The sequence below is a fragment of the Chitinophaga hostae genome, from assembly GCF_018224885.1.
GTDB lineage: Bacteria > Bacteroidota > Bacteroidia > Chitinophagales > Chitinophagaceae > Chitinophaga > Chitinophaga hostae.
In genome coordinates, this window is the sequence record NZ_JAGTXB010000014.1 from 135,829 (window position 1) to 156,324 (window position 20,496).

Sequence of the window (20,496 nt, forward strand, 5' to 3'; positions counted from 1 at the left end):
AGCTGATTTTGTTTTACATTTGCCTTTTAAATAAGGCTTTATGCAGATCCTGGTTATTGAAGATGAACAGCGGGTGGCGGAAATGATCAAGAAAGGGCTCGAAGAACAGGGCTTCCGGATCTCCCTGGCATACGACGGGGAGATGGGAAAGAAACTGGCCCTGTCGCAATCCTTTGATCTCATCATCATGGACATCATCCTGCCCAAGATCAACGGATTGGATTTGTGTAAACAGATACGCAGCGTACTGCCGGATTGCCCCATCATCATGCTCACCGCCCTCGGTACTACCGACGATAAGGTGGAAGGCTTCGATGCCGGCGCCAACGACTACCTCGTAAAACCTTTTGATTTTCGTGAACTGCATGCCCGTATCCGCGCACTCATCAAGCGTAACCAGGCTAATACCAACACCTATAGCCAGGGATTTCTCCTCCGTTTCGCAGATATGGAAATGAACCTGCAAACAAAAATCGTTAAACGCAATCAAACCGTTATAGACCTGACCCCTAAAGAATTCCGCCTGCTCGAATACATGATGAAAAACCCGGAAAGGGTATTGTCGCGTACCGAAATTGCCGAGAAAGTATGGGATACCTTTGACTCAGGTACTAACTTTATAGACGTATATATTAATTACCTCCGGAAAAAGATAGATAAAAATTTTCCCACAAAACTCATCCACACCCGGTCTGGCATGGGTTTCATATTTAAAGCAGAGTGAAGATAAGAACCCGGCTCATATTATTATTCCTGGTGCTCTTCGGCGTACTCTTACTCGCTTTTGCGGTATTCGTTTACCTCTCGTCTGCCAGTACCCGGAAAGATGATTACTATGAACACCTGAAACGGGAAGCGATCACCAAAGCAAATATGCTCCTGGATGCCAAAGTGCCGCCGAATGTATTACAACTGATGTATAAGAATGCCGATAACGCATTATTCGGCGAAGAAGTGGCCATCTACGACACCGCTTTCAACCTCCTGTATCATGATGCCGTGCAGATTGACAAAGTAAAGGAAACCAGGGAGATGATCCACCAGGTAATAGCGCAACAGGAAATCAGGTTTGACCAGGGCGCCTTACAGGTGGTAGGACTCCTCTATGCACACGATGGGCATCGTTATGTGATCACCGCCGCAGCTATCGATAAATATGGGCTGCAGCGCCTGCAACGACTGCTGTACAGCCTTATTTTTTCATATACCGGCATTATCTGCTTTACCATCGCCGCCGGTTATTTTTTTGTGGGCAGCGCCCTTAAACCGGTAGAAGAGATGGTAGATAAGGTAGAAGAAATTACCGCTACCAACCTGGATCTGCGCGTGCCCGTGCAAAATAAGAAAGATGAGATCGGGGAGCTGGCTACTACCTTCAATAAAATGCTGGATCGCCTCGAGCACTCTTTTGATGCGCAAAAACATTTTGTCAGCAACATCTCCCATGAACTGCGTACCCCGCTGGCCACTATTGTAGGAGAATTGCAGATCGCGCTGATCAAAGACCGCTCCGCTACGGAATATAAAGAGGTGATTGCCCTGGCCCTGGCCGATGCAAAGCGCCTGGTACGCTTGTCCAATGGCTTGCTGGATATGGCCAAAGCCAACTATGACCAAACGGAAATAGGCCGTAAAATATTACGGGTAGATGAACTGCTGATGGATGCCCGCAATACCGTGATCAAATCGACAGAAGAATATAAAGTAGATATACAGTTTGAGCAGGAAATAGAAGATGACGATTTTATTTCTGTCAACGGTAACGAATACCTGCTGAAAGTAGCGTTTATTAACCTGATGGAAAATGCCTGTAAATTTTCCCCCGACCATCATTGCACGGTATCTATCGGTTACCGCGAAAATCGTCTACTGTTAAGCTTTACAGACAAAGGTGTCGGTATCAGTGAAGCCGACCTCCCGAATATCTTCTCCGCTTTTTACCGGGGTACCAATATGGGTTTTACCCCTGGCAATGGTATCGGTCTTTCTCTAACACAAAAGATCATCGCTATGCATCAGGGCACTATCACCGTTAGTTCCCGCATTGGCGAGGGCAGCGTGTTTGTTGTTTCTCTTTGACCAGGAATTGCCTTGCCCAGGATTTTTTCTTGCCCAGGATTAAACTGATTTTGATGATTTACAGGATTTTTTCTTTTTGATTTTAAAAAGATTAGGGAAGATATAAGCGAGTTTTTGCCTATCTCTTTCTTAATCTTTTAAAATCAAATTATAATCACAAAAAAAATCCTGTAAATCATCAAAATCAGTTTAATCCTGGGCAAGAAAAAATCCTGGGCAAGGCAAGTTCTAATAAATTTCTAATAAAATTCTGTTCCTCCTCTAACGGCCTTTGTTACAGGCCTGTTTTACATTTGCATTGAATTAAAAACAAAGATTATGGACGCTGGTCCGGAACCTCATTTTATTTATTAATCTCCTGCCTGGTACCATAGCGCTGCTGTGTCATCTGCAGGGAAAAAATAGCGCTGTGTTATACTTATCAAATGCTGTAAACAAGCACCCACATTTCGTGCGCAACTATGCCTTCAGAAGGAAATCCGGTATGCCGGAGATCTGGAAGATCATGCCCGGCGGCAACGGGGAAACCGCTGCTAACAAACTGCAACAGGTAGCCGCTGCCGGTCAGGCGGAATACCTGTCGCTGCTCGATAGTCATGCCGACGGACTAACCGCCGTCCAGGCCAGGAAACGATTAACGCTGAGTGGCCTGAATGAGGTGCATCATGAAAAAGCTCCGTCCTGGTACAAACAGCTGGGCGCAGCTTTTATCAATCCTTTTATAGCCATTCTGCTGGCCATTGCCGTGATCTCCTTTATTACGGATGTTTGGCTGGCGGCGCCGGGAGAAGGGGATTATAAAACCGTGATCATGGTAGGCATCATGGTGATGGTGAGTTCCCTGCTCCGCTTTTTCCAGGAGTACCGCAGCAACCGCGCGGCAGAGCAACTCAAAAGCATGGTGAAAACCACTGCCACCGTATTACGCAAACCAGGGGAGAAAGTGGAAATCGCCATCCGTGAACTGGTGCCGGGTGACATCATCTTTTTATCGGCCGGAGATATGATACCGGCGGATTGCCGCCTGATGCAGTCGAAAGACCTGTTCGTGAGCCAGGCCATGCTCACCGGCGAATCCCTGCCCGTGGAAAAGAGTTCGCTGCCGGTAACAGACGCCTATTGCAAAACCGTACTGGAACTGGATAACATCTGCTTCATGGGCACCAACGTGGTCAGCGGCGCCGCTACCGCCATGATCGTAAATACCGGTAACCAAACTTACTTCGGCTCACTGAGCAAAGCCATTACGGGCAAGCGCGCAGAAACCAGCTTCGATAAAGGCGTTAATAAAGTAAGCTATCTCCTGATCCGTTTTATGCTGGTGATGGTTCCGCTCATTTTCCTGATCAACGGACTGGTAAAAGGTAACTGGTGGGATGCACTGCTGTTTGCTATTGCCGTAGCAGTAGGACTTACACCGGAAATGTTGCCCATGATCGTTACTGCTAACCTGGCTAAAGGTGCGGTGAATATGAGCAAACGGAAAGTGATCATCAAACGGCTCAATGCCATCCAGAACATCGGGGCCATGGATGTACTGTGTACCGATAAAACCGGTACGCTCACCATGGATAAAATTGTGCTGGAAAGACATCTTAATATTTTCGGGGAAGATGATGAGGAAGTACTAAAATGGGCCTATCTCAACAGCTATCATCAAACAGGCCTGAAAAGCCTGCTGGACGTGGCAGTGCTGGAACATGTAGAACTGCACGATTACCTGAAAGTAGAAGAACACTACCTGAAGGCAGATGAAATTCCGTTCGATTTTCAACGGCGCCGTATGTCGGTGATCCTGAAGCAGCGCAACGGAAAACAGCTGCTGATCTGCAAAGGCGCTGTGGAAGAAATGCTGCAGCTATGCACTCATGCCTTTGATCCGGGCGAAGATAAACAACTGCATATCGAATCCGATAAGGTGATTGCCATCGATGAAAAGGTAAGGGAAAACATCCTGCGGATATCTGCCCGGTTAAATGAAGAAGGGCTGAGAGTATTGCTGGTAGCCATCCGCGAGTTCGGTGACCGCGCATTGACCTATACCGTAGATGACGAAAAGGAGATGATCCTGACCGGCTTTATCGGCTTCCTCGACCCGGCAAAACCTTCGGCGCGTATCGCCATAGATGCCTTGCAACAATTAGGCGTACATGTAAAAGTACTCACCGGCGACAATGAAATTGTGACCAAAAAAATATGCCGCGAAGTTGGTATCCCATTTACCGAAATATTGCTGGGTAAAGAACTGGAACAAATGAACGATGAGGCGCTGTCGGCAAAAATTGACGACGTATCCATACTGGCAAAACTCAGCCCCGTGCAGAAGTCAAGGGTGGTGAAACTGCTGCAGGCAAAGGGCCATACCGTGGGCTTTATGGGCGACGGCATCAACGATGCAGCGGCTCTCCGCGACGCCGATGTGGGCATCAGTGTAGACACCGCCGTAGATATCGCCAAAGAAAGCGCAGATATCATCCTGCTGGAAAAAGACCTGATGGTATTACGCAAGGGTGTTATTTATGGCAGAAGAACTTTCGGCAATATCATCAAGTATGTGAAAATGACCGCCAGCAGCAACTTCGGCAATATGTTCAGCATGATCGGCGCCAGCGCACTATTGCCTTTTCTGCCCATGCTGCCCGTGCAGATATTGGTGCAAAACCTGCTGTACGATATTTCGCAGGTAGCTATTCCCTGGGACAAGATGGACCAGGACTTTATAGACCAGCCAAAGAAATGGGATGCGTCGGATATTTCCCGGTTTATGCTGTGTATTGGCCCGGTAAGCTCCATTTTTGATTATGCCACTTTCGCGGTGATGTTCTTTGTATTTAAAGCAGCCAGTCCTGAACATCAGCACCTGTTCCAGAGCGGTTGGTTTGTGGAAGGTCTGTTGTCCCAAACCTTGGTGGTACATATGATCCGTACCCGTAAAATACCTTTTATCCAGAGCTGGGCTACCGCACCGGTAGTGGCGCTGACCAGCACCATCATGCTCATTGGCATTGCCATACCGTTTACGCCATTTGCCACGGCCTTGAAAATGCAACCGCTTCCGCTGTCTTATTTTCCCTGGCTGTTCGCGATTCTGTTTTGCTATTGCCTGCTTACCCAATTTATAAAAAACAAGTATATCAACAGGTTTAGCCGTTGGCTGTAAGTACTGTACTGTTCATTTTCAATTTGCCAATATCATGAAAACAAGATTAATAGCCGTGGGTATGCTGACGGCCGCCGCCTGTCATCCTCTAAAGAAAGAAGAGGCTGCCGCCACCATCCATCCGCAGGGAGATACGATTATATTGCCTGCGGGATCGCCGCTGCAACAAAAACTTTCCATCCAGGAAGTACGCAGCGCACCTTACAGCCGGCAACTGAGTACAGCCGGTACCGTTAGAGCCATCCCCACGCAATATGCGGAAATAGCCCCGCCCTTCCAGGGAAGAGTTACCCGGTCATTCCTGTACCTGGGAATGAAAACGCAGCCGGGAACACCCCTGTTCGAAATCAGCTCCCCGGATTTTATCGCCGCGCAGAAAGTTTTTTTCCAGGAGAAAACCCAGCTGCAACAGGCAGAAAGAACCTGGAAGCGCCAGCAGGACCTCCTGGCCAATGGCGTAGGTACGCAAAAAGACCTGGAAGAAGCGCAAACAGCTTATGAGGTGGAGAAAAAGGAATATGAAAATGCGGTGATGGCGATCCGTATTTTTAAAGCCAGCCCTGATCAGTTGTCGCTCGGCCAACCACTGGTGGTGCGCGCCCCGCTGGCCGGCGAAGTAATAGATAATAAAGTGGTGATGGGCCAGTTCATTAAAGACGATGCCGCCGGTGTGGCCACCGTCGCAGACCTGTCAGCTGTGTGGATTGCCGGCCAGGTAAAGGAAAAGGATATACGTTTTATTCGTACCGGCAACGAATGTAATATCGATGTAATGGCGCTGCCGGGTGTGTTACTAAAAGGAAAAGTATATCACATAAATGCAGTGGTGGATGAAGATACCCGCAGCGTATCCGTATTGATCGCAGTACCTAATCCCGGTTATGCCCTGAAACCCGGGATGTATGTTACCGTACATTTTACTGACCAACCCGTATCAGCCCTGCAAATTCCCGCTACAGCGCTGCTGCAGGCGAACGATGCTCCTTATGTTTTTGTAGCCGTGGCCGCAGGCAGATTTGTGAAGCGCACAGTGACCATCAACGGCAACAACAATAACAATGTGGTGGTGACAGCCGGTTTACAACCCAGAGAAAAGATCGTTTCCGAAGGCGGGTTCTATCTGCCTGCCATCAAATAAATACTCCCCGTTTTATCAATGAATTTTTATGAAGAAATTATTATCCGCCGCGATTGAAAAGCGATGGCTCTTTGCTGTGCTGTTTTTGCTCCTGGGGGTGTTTGGCTATTATTCCTGGAAACAGTTATCTGTAGAAGCTTATCCCGATATTGCCGATGTTACTTCACAGGTAGTGACACAGGTGCCGGGGCTTGCGGCAGAAGAAGTAGAACAACAAATCACCGTTCCCGTAGAACGGGTGCTCAACGGCATGCCCGGTATGCACGTAATGCGCAGCAAAAGCACCTTTGGATTATCAGTGATCACCGTCGTGTTTGAAGACGGGATGGATGATTACTGGGCGAGACAACGGATTACGGAAAGACTGAGCGATGTGGAACTTCCCTACAGTGCAAAGCCAGGACTGGACCCGCTGACATCGCCTATCGGGGAAATATACCGCTACATTATTGAAAGCAGGGACCATGATCTGAAAACGATTACTGACTTGCAAAACTGGACTATTATCCCCCGCATTAAGCAGGTGCCGGGCGTAGCGGATGTGACCAACTTTGGCGGTATCACCGTGCAGTACCAGGTAGAAATTGACCCTCAGCTGCTGGAGCAGTACCATATTTCCCTGGCAGATGTACAGGCAGCTATCAGTAACAATAATACCAACGCAGGCGGCAGCGTGCTCAATATCGGCGACCTGGGCTACGTAGTGCGTGGAATTGGCCTGGTGAAAACACTGGAAAGCCTCGGCGACGTAGTAGTAAAATCGGCAAACGGCGTCCCTGTATTTTTAAAGGATCTGGGCCGCCTTAAACTGGGTAACCTCGAACGTAAAGGTATCCTGGGGTACACCGATCGCTCCGTTAACTACAGCGAAGGGGATGAAGGCATCGTGTTGTTGCTGAAAGGACAAAATCCTTCGAAGGTATTGGATGGCATCCATGCAGCGGTAGATGATCTTAACCAGCATATTTTACCGGCAGGGGTTACCATTCGTCCTTATCTCGACCGCACGCAGCTGATCAGCAATACGCTTGATACCGTATCGCATACCTTGCTGGAAGGTATCGGACTGGTGATCATTGTACTGATTATTTTTCTCGGCAACTGGCGCGGCGCGCTGATTGTAGCCATCACCATTCCGCTGTCGCTGCTGATCGCATTTATCCTGATGCACCTGACCAATATCCCGGCCAACCTGCTTTCACTCGGCGCCATTGACTTCGGGATCATCGTAGATGGCACCATCGTAATGATGGAGGCCATCCTGAAGAAGCGGGAGGAACAACCGGAAGGAGAACTGCCGGCCAATGCCATCATCCATAAAGCAGCCCAGGTAGCGCGACCTATACTCTTTGCCACCATCATTATCATTACCGCCTACCTGCCCCTGTTTTCCTTTGAAAGAGTAGAGCGGAAACTATTCACCCCTATGGCATTCACCGTAGGATATGCCCTGCTGGGGGCACTCGCTGTGGCATTGCTGCTGATACCCGGACTTGCATTTGCGGTATATCGCCAGCCTCGTAAACTGTATCATAACAAATGGCTGGAGCGCCTCACCAACGCCTACCAGTTGCGGTTGCAGCAAATAATGAGAAGACCGGCGAGGGTGCTTATCCCGCTGGCTGTGGTGCTGGCCGGCGCTATCGGTTTATCCGTTACCGTAGGAAAAGACTTCCTGCCTCCGCTGGACGAAGGCTCTATCTGGCTGCAGGTGCAGTTGCCTCCCGGTATCTCCCTGCAACGCTCCAGAGAAATGAGCGACAGCTTGCGGCAACGCACCATGCAGTTCGGAGAAGTGACCTATATGATGGTACAGGCGGGGCGTAACGACGATGGCACCGATCCGTGGACGGCCTCGCATTTTGAATGTTCCATTGGTCTTAAACCATATAATGAATGGAAAAATGGCCGGACAAAGGCTGACCTGATCAACGACCTCTCTGCCGCCTACGCAGCCATGCCGGGGTATAGCGTCGGGTTCAGTCAGCCGATGATTGATGGCGTTATGGACAAAATTGCCGGGGCACATAGTGAACTGGTTGTAAAAGTGTACGGCGAGGATTTTAAAGAAACCCGCCGCATCGCAGAAAACATCGCTGCCGTGCTGAAACAGGTAAAAGGCGCTGCCGATGTAGCCATAGACCAGGAGCCACCTTTGCCGCAGCTGCAGATTTCTGTCAACCGGGAAGCCATCGCACGGTATGGGCTAAACGTAAGCGACGTAGCAGAACTGATTGAAGTGGCCATAGGAGGAAAGGCCATCTCACAGGTGTTTTCCGGCAATAAGGTATATGATGTGATTTGCCGGTATACCGATGAAAGCCGCAATACGCCGGAGAAAATTGAAGGCCTGATGCTCACTTCTGCTACGGGCGCAAAAATTCCATTGTCGCAGGTGGCTACCGTGAAAACCGCTACCGGCGAAAGCACCATTACCCGGGAATTGAATAAGCGACACCTCACAGTAAAACTTAACCTGCGCGGCAATGACCTGACGGCATTTCTTCAAACAGCGCAGCAGCAAATCGAAAAAAACGTGCAGTATAATCATGACCAGTACCGCGTTAAGTGGGGCGGACAATTTGAAAACCAGCACCGGGCTTACGCCAAACTGATCGTCGTAGTGCCGTTGGCGTTAGCCATCATGTTTTTACTGCTTTATGGCGCCTTTGGTAAATTCCGGCAGGCGGCACTGGTGATCAGCATTGTGCCGCTGGCATTATTTGGTGGTATGCTGGCGCTCAATATCCGTGGCATGACGCTGAATGTGTCTTCCGCAGTAGGTTTTATCGCATTGTTTGGCGTAGCCATTCAAAATGGGGTGATCCTGGTTTCGGAGCTCAATGCGTTGCGGAGGCAGGGTTATGATTTGCTGCCGGCTGTTGTTGCAGGCGCCCGAAATCGCTTCCGGCCGGTGCTAATGACCGCTTCCGTAGCGGCGCTGGGTTTGCTGCCGGCTTCCTTTGCCACCGGCATCGGCTCCGATGTGCAGCGCCCGCTGGCTACCGTTATTGTGTACGGGTTGCTGGTGGCTACCGCCATCACCTTGTTTGTGCTGCCTGCTCTCTATTATCTCATCGAAAAAAAATGGCGTGTTTCATCTGCTGAATAAATTGATCGTATGCAATTATTAAAAAGATATTTTATGTTGCCAGGAGCGTGGCTGCTGGCCAATATAACCACATTTACATTACAACCAGCTGTTGCACAAGGATTGCCTCATGCCGGTGCATCGGCGCTGTCATCGCTGCATCAGCGTGATACTGCGGTCTTATCTCCCGACAGCCTTTTTAAAACCTGCCCGGTATCCCTGCAACAGTATCTGCACCTGGTGAGTACCCAACACCTGGGCTATGCAGCACAGCAATATAATGTAAGTATAGCCGCCGCTGGTATTGAAAGCGCCAAAGTATTCCCTGATCCGCAGCTCTCGCTCGACGGTTTTGATAACCAGCACCGCGTGCTGAAACTTTCCTACGGGTATAATGCCGGTATCAGTACCACCATTGAACTGGGCGGCAAAAGAAAAGCCCGCACCCAGCTGGCCCGCAGCGGGCTTGAACTGAGCAGGGCCCTGTTGCAGGACTACTTTCGTAACCTGCGCGCCGATGCGGCCATCGCCTGGTATAACGCTATACAGCAACAACGCCTGTACCAGGTGCAGCAACAATCCTATGTGTTGATGCGCCAGCTGGCAGATGCTGATGTTATCCGCTTTCAGAAAGGCGTTATCACGGAAACGGATGCACGACAATCAAAACTGGAAGCAGGTAACCTGGGAAATAATTTGTACCAGCAGGAGGCAGACTGGAAAACCGCGCTCGCCCAGCTGAATATCAATACAGGACAGGCAAGGGCAGATACCCTGTTGTTACCATCGGGTAACTTTGAACACCTGGAGCGGGTATTCATCTTACAAGATCTTATCAGCACCGCACAGGAAAACCGCGCAGATGCAGTGGCCGCAAATATTAATAAAGTAATGGCGGGTAAAAGCCTGGTTCTTGCCAAAGCCAACCGCACCATTGACCTTGGCGTAAACGCCGGTGTGGGATATAATGCCGAAGCCACCAGTGATATTGCGCCCACGCCCCGCTATATTGCCGGCAGCGCCGGCATCTCGGTACCACTGAAATTATCGAACCATTATAAAGGAGAACTCCATGCCGCGCAGTACGCTGTAAAACAGGCGGTACTGGACTATGAACAGGTGCTGTTGCAGATCCGGACAGAGGTAACACAGGCCTGGTTTAACTACACTGCGGCCACTCAACAGGTAAAACAATTTGAAAACGGTTTGCTGGCAGATGCTGAAAAAGTATTGCAGGGGAAAATATACAGCTACAAACGGGGAGAAACTTCCTTGCTGGAAGTGCTCAATGCACAACGTACCTGGAACAACCTGCAACATGATTATTACCAGGCCCTCTATAGCCATGCCGCTGCATTGATCGCCCTGGAACGCGCCGCCGGGATATGGGATATCGTGTAAAAAGTAAAATTATTATCTTGCTGTAAACGCAAGCATCATGAGTAACGGACAAAAAGTATGTCTGGTAACAGGGGCCAGCAGCGGTATTGGCTATGCCATCGCCAAAGCATTGAGCGAAGATGGGTATACGGTAGTGGCTACGGCCCGGCGCGAGGAGCGGCTCCAACAACTGGCAGCACCCAACGTAGTCGTGCTGACCGGCAACCTGGTGGAAACAGCTTTCCAGGATAGCATAGAACAGTTGCTGTACACGAAATACGGCCGCTGCGATTATCTTTTTAATTGTGCGGGCACCATCGCCACCGGCGCCATCGAAGAGATCGATATTGAAAAGGTAACGGACATGATACAATTAAATATCACCGCCACCTTCCGGCTTACTTATAAACTGTTGAAACGTTTCCGGCAACAGGGCTTCGGTCATGTGATCAATATGTCGAGTATACTCGGTACCAAAGTGCGGCCCACCGCCGGAGCCTACGCCGCCACCAAATACGCCATGGAAGCCTGGTCCGAAGCCCTCCGGATGGAGCTGGCCGGCAGTACGGTACAGGTGTCCTGCATTGAACCCGGACTGGTGATGACGGAGTTGCATAAAGACTGGGAAGTACATCCAAAAGAGGCTATGGGCATTCATGAACCGTTGCATACGGATGATATAGTGGCCATGGTTAAATTTATCATGCAGCAACCGGCCCATGTGAGGATTCCGAGGTTGATGATCCTGCCAAAGGACCATAATATTTAACGGCGGTAGCCGACGGATAGCTAAGCCGTAGCTATTCAATCTTTATACAAAGCCAACGGGCTTCCATTACGGGTTTCTCATCTACATATGCCACACCGGATTGCTTGATGAGTTTATCGCTGACGCGGATGTTCCGGATTACATATTTGACCGGTTGACGGTAGGGCGTACCGCTTAGAAAGGTAGCAGTTTCAATAGCCGCCAGTCCGAATAATCCATCTGCCAAACCTAGTATTTTGATGCCAGCCCCGCCGCATTGTGCCATCGATTCTATTAGGATAACGCCCGGAACAAAATTGAATTCCGGAAAGCTACCCTTTAACATATCATCCGTGTCATCAAAAGTTTTTATGCCAACGATTTCTTCCTGTGTGGTGGAAATAATTTCATCTACAAACAGAAATGGCGCCCGGTGTGGAATCAGTTGTTCGATATTAGTAACGGCGGATTGCATGCTGAGTTATTTTAGTAAATATAGTATTTAATGATATGTTGTAGGTAATCCGGTAACACTGGACAAGTTCGGTTGCTACCGCAAATAAACCAGTGCCCCGGGTGTTGTCGCCGGTCAATCTTTTTTAGCAGCGGATGGGCTTATCCGGTGAAATGATGTATTCCGTAAATTTACAGGACACTACAGGATAGTTTTATAAGGTACTTCGGCTATATTGTTGTTTCATGATTCCACGGTATATGAAAAAACAACTGCTTAAGATATGTGCCCTGTTAACACTAAATACCGCTGTTGATGCCCAGGGCAGTCAACCGAAAGCAGCGGCGCCACTGAAATTTACAAAGCTGCAGGTATCAGCAGAAAGCTATGAGTCGGTAGCGGTGTTTGACGTGAACAACGACAAAATCCCCGACCTGGTATCGGGTGCTTTCTGGTATGAAGGCCCGGCTTTTTTTAAGCGTCATTATATAGGCCCGGTAAAACAATTTGGAGAATACTGGGACGATTTTTCCACTATCCCCTTTGATGTGAACGGCGATGGCCGTATGGACTTTGTTACCGGTGGCTGGTTTGGCAAAACGTTGGTATGGAAAGAGAATCCAGGTAACGACCAGGAATGGAAGGAACATATTATTGCCACGCCGGGTAATATAGAAACCACCCGCGCTTTTGATATCGACGGCGACGGGATCCCGGAAATAATTCCCAATACGCCCAATGATCCGCTGGTGATTTACCGGCACAGCAAAGGCGGCGGCGCTTTTACCGCTCATAAAATACTGGACCGCAAATCGGGGCATGGACTGGGATTTGGCGATATCAATGGCGATGGCCGCATTGACCTGGTGGTGCCGGAAGGCTGGGTAGAGGCGCCGGCAGCACCCTTTAGCGCCGCCTGGACCTTTCACCCGGAGTTCAACCTGGGCACAGCCAGTGTACCCGTGATCGTTACAGATGTAAATAATGATGGTCTTGCCGACCTCGTAGCAGGCCAGGGGCATGACTACGGACTCGACTGGTATGAACAAAAGAAAGACGGCAAAACCGGCAAACGTTCCTGGATCAAACATGCGATCGATCCCTTTAACTCCCAGTACCACACCATGGCATGGGCAGATATAGACGGGGATGGAACGGCAGAACTGGTGACAGGAAAGCGCTATCGCGCGCACAACGATCATGATCCCGGCTCCGCAGATCCCTGCGGCATCTACTATTTTAAATGGAATGGTACGTCTTTTACCAAACAGGTGATCAGTTATGGTGAAAAAGGGGCGGGGCTCTATTTTGACATATCCGACCTGACCGGCTCAGGCAAAAAGGACCTGGTAGTAGCCGGTAAGGACGGACTGTTTATTTTTTACAATAAGGGAAATGAATAGCATCGCACTTTAATGCGGCTAGTCATTATGTTGCGCCAGCCAGGTTTCAATGGCTGTTCCAATTTCGCTGGTTTGTGTGGTTTCATTGTCTTTCCCTTCTTCAAACCAGTGATTGGCTCCTTCATTATCCTCGCGCTTTTCCAGGTGAATCGTTTTCTCCGGAAGCCGCACGATAAAAACATCTTCATCCTGACGCACAACGCCGATTTCGTGGTTATTCAGTTGAATATGAAAGCTGCTCATGGTGTTGGATTTTAAATAATCCGTACAATCATTATGCCCTCCTGTGTATTATATATTTACCGGTTGCTGCTTTTTTTGTTTCTTCGCACCTGAGTCCTCTTTATCCTATTTACTTGACCTTCAAAATGTGCGTATGATCATTAAAGAGTTACCTGTTGTCATTGAAACCCCGAAAGGGAGTAGTGAAAAATATGATTTTGACCCGGTATCCAGGTTTTTTGTCCTCAGCAAAATACTACCCGCCGGTATGGTTTTCCCATATGACGTAGGCTTTATCCTTGGTACAAAAGGAGCAGATGGCGATCCTTTGGACGTAATGGTGATCTCGGAATTTAAAAGTTTTCCGGGTTGTTTGATGAAATGCCGTTTACTGGGTGCTATCAAGGCGGAACAAAAAGAAAGAGACGGCGCCATTATAAGGAACGACCGCTATATAGCCGTACCGGTATTATCTAAAATTTATAAGGGTGTAGACGCGGTGGCTGCACAGATGATCAGGGAGATAGAGCACTTTTTTGTTTCCTATAATGAACAGGAGGGCAAGCAGTTTATGCCACTGGGTTATATCGAAGCCGCTCCGGCATACGAGCAGATAAAATTTCCTGATAAATAAATGGGGTAACCCATCAGCGAGGTATTACTGGTATCCGGGAGGGTAGTGGTAATACATTTTGTCGTGTCCGGGCCCGAAGGCCGGGCGCAAGCGCATTTTTTGGGAAAGTATGCTTTCGACACGATTATTGTAATAACTATAAGATCGGTACTGGTCAGGACTATCGGAGGGGCGCTGCCATTTGGCCGTACAGCAGCTGTCACCGCCCTGGTAATAGGGATCAACAATGGAACGGGAATGCGGGGAAACAATTGAAAGGATCAGTTTTATCAGGAGGAAAGTGTAGCATCACAACGGTTAAGTTTTGGGAATTTTTTTACCCAGTTTTAAGCTGACTGTGGAATTTGGTGGCATCACCGTAGCATGGATCAACCAACATAAACCTTTACGATCTTATTTTTTGCACATGATAAATGCCCCTTTGAAGGTAACATTGAGTGGACACGCCGCTGCGGCATATGGGTTTCTCTCCGGAGGGGGAGAAACCGGTGAACAGATTCGTTCCTTTGACTGGGAATCGTCGCCGGTAGGGCCTGTGGAAGGATGGTCACAAAGTTTGAAAACCTGCATACGCCTGCTGCTAACCTCGCCGCATCCTATGTTCTTATGGTGGGGGAGCGAAGCTGTTTATTTTTATAACGATGCCATGATCGCCTTGCTGGGAGATCTTCATCCCGGTTCGCTGGGACGCCCTGCTGCACAGGGCTGGGGAGATTTATGGGATCAGCTGGAACCCCAATTTAGCAGCCTCATGGCATCTGGTATGCTGGCAGCCGACAGGCCCCTGCTGCAGGTGATGCGTGCCCCGGATCTTTCCTATCATTTCAATGGAAGCCTGGTTCCGGGCGATACCGGCGATATGGCCGGCGTAATGGCTGTTGGCGCGGCTGTTAGTCCTGCTGCGCCGCCCAGGTTTGTCAAAACAGATATTAGCGGCTACACCAGCGAACTGCTGAAACATTTTGAAGGTACGATCAGGAAAGCAGGGCTCACCCTGGTGGTCAATATTCAACCGGTGAGTGAGGAGGTGTATGTAGACCGCCATATGTGGGAGATGATATTGTTTACCCTGTTATCTAACGCGCTCAGGTATACGTTGTCCGGTGGCATTGCTGTGAGGTTAAGCCAGGAAGGGGACCTGGTGCAGTTATCCGTGTCTGACAGCGGTGCTGGCATGAGTGCTTCCCTGCTCGCCGCTGTCCGTGAAACCCTGCTGCACAACGATGACGGTAACAGTGGAATTACCCTTATAAACAAGCTGGTAGCCAGGCATGGCGGGCAGCTGCAGGTGGATAGTACGGCGGGAGCCGGCAGTCATTTTTTGATCAGCATCCCAACTGGGAAGACCCACTTGCCGGCAGATGAGGTGATGAGCGCAAGTGGCGCGGTGGTATACCGGTATTACCAGGAATTTTTACCGGAGATGGAATTCGCCCCGGAATTACCAAAAAACGAGCTGCAACCCGCTGCTGATCCGGCAGCAATTTATACCCTGGCCGCCATCGTTGAAAGTTCTGACGATGCCATTATCAGTAAAACCCTGGACGGCGTTATCACCAGCTGGAACCCTGCAGCGGAAAAGCTATTCGGATTTACCGCGGCAGAAATGATCGGGGAGGTCATTACCCGGATTATCCCGGCGGATAGAATGGAGGAAGAACCCCGGATCATCGCAAAACTCAGGGCCGGCGAACGGGTAGACCATTTCGAGACGAAACGGCTGACCAAGAGCGGAGGACTGGTCGATATTTCGTTAACCATCTCCCCGGTAAAAGATATAGAAGGAAATATTGTTGGCGCCTCCAAAATAGCCAGGGATATTACCGGGCAACGAAGGCTGTTTGCCGCCCTGAAAGAAAGCGAAGCCAAATATATGCAGCTGGCGCTTAAACTGGAAGCCCTGGTAGATCAGCGTACCCGGGAGTTGCTCGACGCGAATTTCTATCTCGAAAAATCAAACCGGGAACTGGAACAGTTCGCCTATGTAACCAGCCATGATTTGCAGGAGCCGCTGCGCAAGATCCACACTTTTGCCGGTATGTTGTATAACGTAAATAAAGAGATCCTGTCGGAAACGTCCCGTATGTACATCGATAAAGTGATGTTCAGCGCCAGGCGCATGTCGCAGCTGATCAATGAACTGCTGGATTACTCCAGGCTGGTACACGTGAAAGACCCCTTTGTAGAAACAGACCTCAATGAAATCCTGAAAAATGTGCTGACAGACTATGAAGTAACCATAGACCGGCATGATGTACAGCTTGAGCTGGGTGAATTGCCGCGTCTTCTCGTAAGCCCTTTGCAGATGAACCAGTTGTTCCATAACCTGCTGGGCAATGCGCTCAAATTTTTATCGCCCGATCGTAAGCCACTGATAAAAGTATATGCACAACTGTTACCCGCCCACGAAAGAGCTGTGCTGCAGGACCTGGATCCGGAAAAAGACTATTACATGATCACGATAAAAGATAACGGGATTGGATTTGAGCAGATGTATGCTGCAAAAATCTTCCAGATTTTCCAGCGGTTAAATGAACGTACTGCTTTTGAAGGAACGGGTATAGGTTTGGCCCTGTGCAGTAAAATTGTGCTGAATCATAAAGGCGCCATTTATGCCAACGGCGTACCGGATGAAGGCGCTGAATTCAATGTTATTTTACCGGTGTCTGCATAACGTACTGTTGCTATTTTGTTAATTGTTGTTGTTTTTTGAAAGATGGGGTTGCCTGATTTTTTCAGGAACATTTCCGGGTGTAGTTTTGCAGCAGAGAACAAAAATTGAGATCGCTTGTTTTCAAGAGATAGTTGTTACGAAATTTTATCCTGCCATTAAAACTGCCCTGCAATGAGTGAAAAGCTAACCTCCTTATTAATTGACCCGGACCGTGACCGGCGTAACCAGTTTTATCTTGCACTGGACCTCTTAAACATCAGCAAAGCCTGTATATCGCAGGACAATACTTCCAGGGCACTGGACTATTTAAAAAAGCATGCGGGCTTTACGCCTGATTATATTTTTTTAGATAGTTTGCAGCCATCAGACGAAGCCGTTTTCTTTTTACAGGAGATGAGAAAGATCAAACGTCTGAAACAGGTGCCCTTGATCTGGTATGCGGCATCGTTCGAACCGCTTCAGCAACAGGCCATCCGCGAAGCGGGTTTTGCAGCCGGTTTGGCGAAGCAGGAAAATGTACATAAACTGAAAGAGAACCTGAAGGTCCTCTTCCAGAGTGAACTGCTCGACACGGTGATACCGGAAGAGGTGCCTGCCACCACCCGCTTTAAAATGAAGATGAAAGAAATGCTGCTGCAAACACAGTCGTTGCTGGAAGCGCCTGAGCAGCTGCTCACACATCCCTAGCTGATTACTCCGTTTTTAATGCCTTTACGGGATTCGTCCTGGCGGCTTTAATACCCTGGTAACTAATGGTGCCCACTGCAATGATCACCGTTAAAATACCTGCTGCCAGGAACATCCACCACTGCAGTTCAACACGGTAGTCGATACCCTTCAGGGCTATACGCAGGGCAAAAACAGCCAGCGGCACGGTTACCAGGAAGGCTATCAACACCGGTTTCAGGAACTCTTTTGCCAGCATAAACCAGATCCTGCTTTCGCCCGCCCCCATAATTTTGCGGATGCCGATTTCTTTACCGCGCCGCTCGGCCAGGAAAGAGGACAGGCCAAATAACCCCAGGCAGGAAATCAGGATAGCCAGGCTCCCGGTCCAGTTCAGCATGAAACCGGAAGACCTGATGCCATTGAATTTTCGCTGATAGGCTTCTTTGGTAAAATGAAATTCAAAAGGAAACTCAGGATTGTGTTTCTTTACCGCCCCTTCAATTTTAGTCAGCGCTGCCTGTGGACTGTCTGTTTTTCTGAGGCGTACAAAGAAATGTCCCATGCCGCCTTTACCAAGATATACCACCATAGGGCCGGGAGAGCGGTATGGATTATTTGAAATAAAATCTTTAACAACACCGATAACGGGGTTGGATCCCAATAGGGTACCTATCACCGGTTCTTTCAGCCCCATCTTCCTGACAGCCGCTTCATTAATAATACAGCCAACGGAATCGCGGCCATAGTCTGCGCTGAAATCGCGCCCTGCCAGCAGCTGCAGTCCGGCTGTTTTTACCCAGTCGTATTGCACCCAGGTAATCGTTACCGGGAAGTTCTGGTCCGGTGTTTTTCCCGGCCATTTCACATCATCGGTACTGCCGCCATAGCCCAGGAGGTCGTCTGTTCCGGCCGACACGCTTTCAATTTCGGGTATCCTTAACAAGTCCTCTTTCAATATGGTAAACTTGTTAGCCATATCACCCCGGGCGGGTATTTCCACCAGGTTTTCCTGCTGATAACCTACTGGTCTGTTTTCGCCATGTCTTATTTGCTGGTAAATAACAATGGTAGAAATAATCAGGAAGATAGAGATGATAAACTGGAAGGTGACCAGTCCTTTGCGGAACATGCCGCTACTGCGTGGTTGGGTGACCACTCCCTTTAATACTTTTACGGGTTGAAAGCTGCTGAGGAAAAAGGCAGGGTAGCTGCCCGATACCAAGCCGGTGAAGAGGGAGAGCAGTAAGAGTCCTGACAGGATGCGCCAGTTGCTAAAATCAAAACCAATGCTCCTTCCCGAAATACGGTTTAGTCCGGGGATGGCCAGCTTGGCCAGCAGTATGCCGAGCAACAGGGCGAGGAAGGTAATGAGCAAAGCTTCCACCAGGAACTGCCCGATGATGGTTCGCCTTGAAGCGCCCAGCGCCTTGCGCACGCCTACTTCGCGGGCACGATGTTCCGAACGTGCGGTAGACAGGTTCATGAAATTGATACAGGCAATCAGCAAAATAAACAGCCCGATGGTGCCCAGCAGCAGGATAATTTCAATACGGCCCCCATTGGGCCGGCCATTTCTGAAGGAGCCATACAGGTGCAGATCGGCAGCAGGGTAGGCAAACAGGTATCCTGACTTATCGCCTGTAGCCTGCTGTATGACCGTTTTCAATTTCGCGTTAAAACCGGCAATGCTGCTGCCGGGCTGCAGCTGTACCCAGGTGCCGAGCCGGTTATTATCCCATTTGTTTATCCAGTCCGCATTCTCTAGTTCAAAAAGGCGGAAGGGGAGTATCAGGTCGAATTGTGCGGTACTGTTGGGAGGCACGTCCCGGATCACAGCGGCTACTTTCAGGTTATGCTGGTTATTATGCCGGATAATTTTACCCATCGGGTCATCCTTGCCAAACAGCCGGTCCGCGGCACTTTCCGTGAGCACCACATTACCCGGTTCCCGCAGGGCCGCCACCGGATCGCCCTGTATGGCGGGGTAGGTAAACATGTTGAAATAGTCCGGGTCGGTGTACAAACTCTCCTGGTAAATGTTTTTATTGCCGGCGCCAACCAGCTGCTGACCACCCCAGGCGCTGCGGGTAACATATTTTATTTCCGGCAGTTCCTGTTTTATTTTGGCGGCCAGCGGCGCTGGCGTTACGTCGCCGGTAGACCAGGAGCCTTCGCGCTGCTGGTTTTGCATAAGCAGGAAAATGTCGGCGCTGTTTTTATGGAAGGTGTCGAAGCTGTATTCATCGTTGATCCACAGCAGGATGATGATGCCGGTGGCTAAACCGATGGACAGTCCCCCGATATTGATAAGGGTGGATAATTTGTTTTTCAGGAGATTTCTCCATCCGTGTCTGAAATAATTTTTGAACATGGAAACAACGTTTTAAAGATCAGAAACCTATTTCTTCGACGGAGCAATTCCCGGAAATCACATGCTGATTGCGGCCATTAGGGGTTTTCATGGATACGCTCAGTGAAAAATGATGCTCATTTTTTTCCAGCTCGTATTTTTCGAGTAACAGGGTTTTGCCCTGTTGATCCCGTACTTCAATATAATGAGTGCTTGATGTTAAGAGTACAAAGCGTGTTTTCTGATCCAGGTCAGGGTCCCCGCATTTGGGAGGCTGCTCCTGGTAGGGAAGGGTTCCTTTCAGGGTGTCGTTGATGTAGAGATAATAGGGGCCGTTATTTTTACGTGTCCAGAAGTACCCCCTCATTGTGCTACCTCCTTTCCTGCAGTGGCTGAGAAAAAGCAGGAAGAAGGAAGCACAGAGGAGAGTAAATATGATTTTCATGGTAGTATTATTTGGAATAAGAAACTTTCCAAAAATTACATTAAGCCAT

At 49.2% G+C, this 20,496-nt stretch carries 15 protein-coding genes; 11 read left to right on the plus strand and 4 right to left on the minus strand.

Annotated features, from left to right (window positions below; genetic code table 11):
- The first annotated feature begins 40 nt into the window (after positions 1–40).
- From KE626_RS24195 to KE626_RS24225, 7 genes are all read left to right on the plus strand, one after another.
- Positions 41–724, plus strand: coding sequence for a response regulator transcription factor (locus tag KE626_RS24195; RefSeq protein WP_211975588.1), 684 nt, complete (start codon positions 41–43; stop codon positions 722–724).
- Positions 721–2,079, plus strand: a complete 1,359-nt coding sequence (locus tag KE626_RS34745; RefSeq protein ID WP_211975589.1) for a HAMP domain-containing sensor histidine kinase — start codon at positions 721–723, stop codon at positions 2,077–2,079. Before KE626_RS24195 ends, KE626_RS34745 begins: the two co-directional genes overlap by 4 nt.
- Before the next feature lie 409 nt (positions 2,080–2,488).
- Positions 2,489–5,239 (plus strand): magnesium-translocating P-type ATPase, encoded by a 2,751-nt coding sequence (gene mgtA, locus KE626_RS24205; RefSeq protein WP_211975590.1) that lies wholly within the window; start codon positions 2,489–2,491, stop codon positions 5,237–5,239.
- Between the two features lie 34 nt (positions 5,240–5,273).
- Entirely contained in the window at positions 5,274–6,377 is a 1,104-nt protein-coding gene (locus KE626_RS24210) for an efflux RND transporter periplasmic adaptor subunit (RefSeq protein WP_211975591.1), read from the plus strand.
- 28 nt (positions 6,378–6,405) lie between these two features.
- On the plus strand, positions 6,406–9,489 hold the full coding sequence (locus tag KE626_RS24215) for an efflux RND transporter permease subunit (protein ID WP_211975592.1): 3,084 nt from the start codon (positions 6,406–6,408) through the stop codon (positions 9,487–9,489).
- A gap of 33 nt (positions 9,490–9,522) precedes the next feature.
- On the plus strand, positions 9,523–10,869 hold the full coding sequence (locus KE626_RS24220) for a TolC family protein (protein WP_211975593.1): 1,347 nt from the start codon (positions 9,523–9,525) through the stop codon (positions 10,867–10,869).
- A 37-nt stretch (positions 10,870–10,906) separates the two neighbouring features.
- Complete coding sequence (locus KE626_RS24225) at positions 10,907–11,617, plus strand: SDR family oxidoreductase (protein ID WP_211975594.1); 711 nt, start codon at positions 10,907–10,909, stop codon at positions 11,615–11,617.
- 31 nt (positions 11,618–11,648) lie between these two features.
- Here KE626_RS24225 and KE626_RS24230 read toward each other — a convergent pair whose 3' ends face one another.
- Entirely contained in the window at positions 11,649–12,071 is a 423-nt protein-coding gene (locus KE626_RS24230; RefSeq protein WP_211975595.1) for a 3-hydroxyacyl-ACP dehydratase FabZ family protein, read from the minus strand.
- Positions 12,072–12,310: 239 nt separating this feature from the next.
- On the opposite strand from KE626_RS24230, the gene KE626_RS24235 reads away from it, so the two are divergent.
- Positions 12,311–13,453, plus strand: a complete 1,143-nt coding sequence (locus tag KE626_RS24235) for an FG-GAP repeat domain-containing protein (protein WP_211975596.1) — start codon at positions 12,311–12,313, stop codon at positions 13,451–13,453.
- Between the two features lie 18 nt (positions 13,454–13,471).
- On the opposite strand, the gene KE626_RS24240 is transcribed toward KE626_RS24235, so the two are convergent.
- Complete coding sequence (locus KE626_RS24240; protein WP_211975597.1) at positions 13,472–13,696, minus strand: hypothetical protein; 225 nt, start codon at positions 13,694–13,696, stop codon at positions 13,472–13,474.
- Positions 13,697–13,829: 133 nt separating this feature from the next.
- Here KE626_RS24240 and KE626_RS24245 point away from each other — a divergent pair, with 133 nt between their 5' ends.
- The 3 genes from KE626_RS24245 to KE626_RS24255 all read left to right on the plus strand — a co-directional run bounded on the left by KE626_RS24245 (position 13,830) and on the right by KE626_RS24255 (position 17,670).
- A complete protein-coding gene (locus KE626_RS24245) occupies positions 13,830–14,309 on the plus strand; it encodes an inorganic diphosphatase (protein ID WP_211975598.1) in 480 nt (159 codons plus the stop codon).
- Positions 14,310–14,715: 406 nt separating this feature from the next.
- Positions 14,716–16,983 (plus strand): sensor histidine kinase, encoded by a 2,268-nt coding sequence (locus KE626_RS24250; RefSeq protein ID WP_211975599.1) that lies wholly within the window; start codon positions 14,716–14,718, stop codon positions 16,981–16,983.
- A 171-nt stretch (positions 16,984–17,154) separates the two neighbouring features.
- On the plus strand, positions 17,155–17,670 hold the full coding sequence (locus KE626_RS24255) for a hypothetical protein (RefSeq protein WP_211975600.1): 516 nt from the start codon (positions 17,155–17,157) through the stop codon (positions 17,668–17,670).
- A 4-nt stretch (positions 17,671–17,674) separates the two neighbouring features.
- Here KE626_RS24255 and KE626_RS24260 read toward each other — a convergent pair whose 3' ends face one another.
- On the minus strand, positions 17,675–20,023 hold the full coding sequence (locus KE626_RS24260) for an ABC transporter permease (protein WP_211975601.1): 2,349 nt from the start codon (positions 20,021–20,023) through the stop codon (positions 17,675–17,677).
- Positions 20,024–20,042: 19 nt separating this feature from the next.
- The gene (locus tag KE626_RS24265) at positions 20,043–20,447 is read right to left on the minus strand and encodes a hypothetical protein (RefSeq protein ID WP_211975602.1); all 405 of its coding nucleotides are present in this window, start codon (positions 20,445–20,447) and stop codon (positions 20,043–20,045) included.
- Between the last annotated feature and the right edge of the window lie 49 nt (positions 20,448–20,496).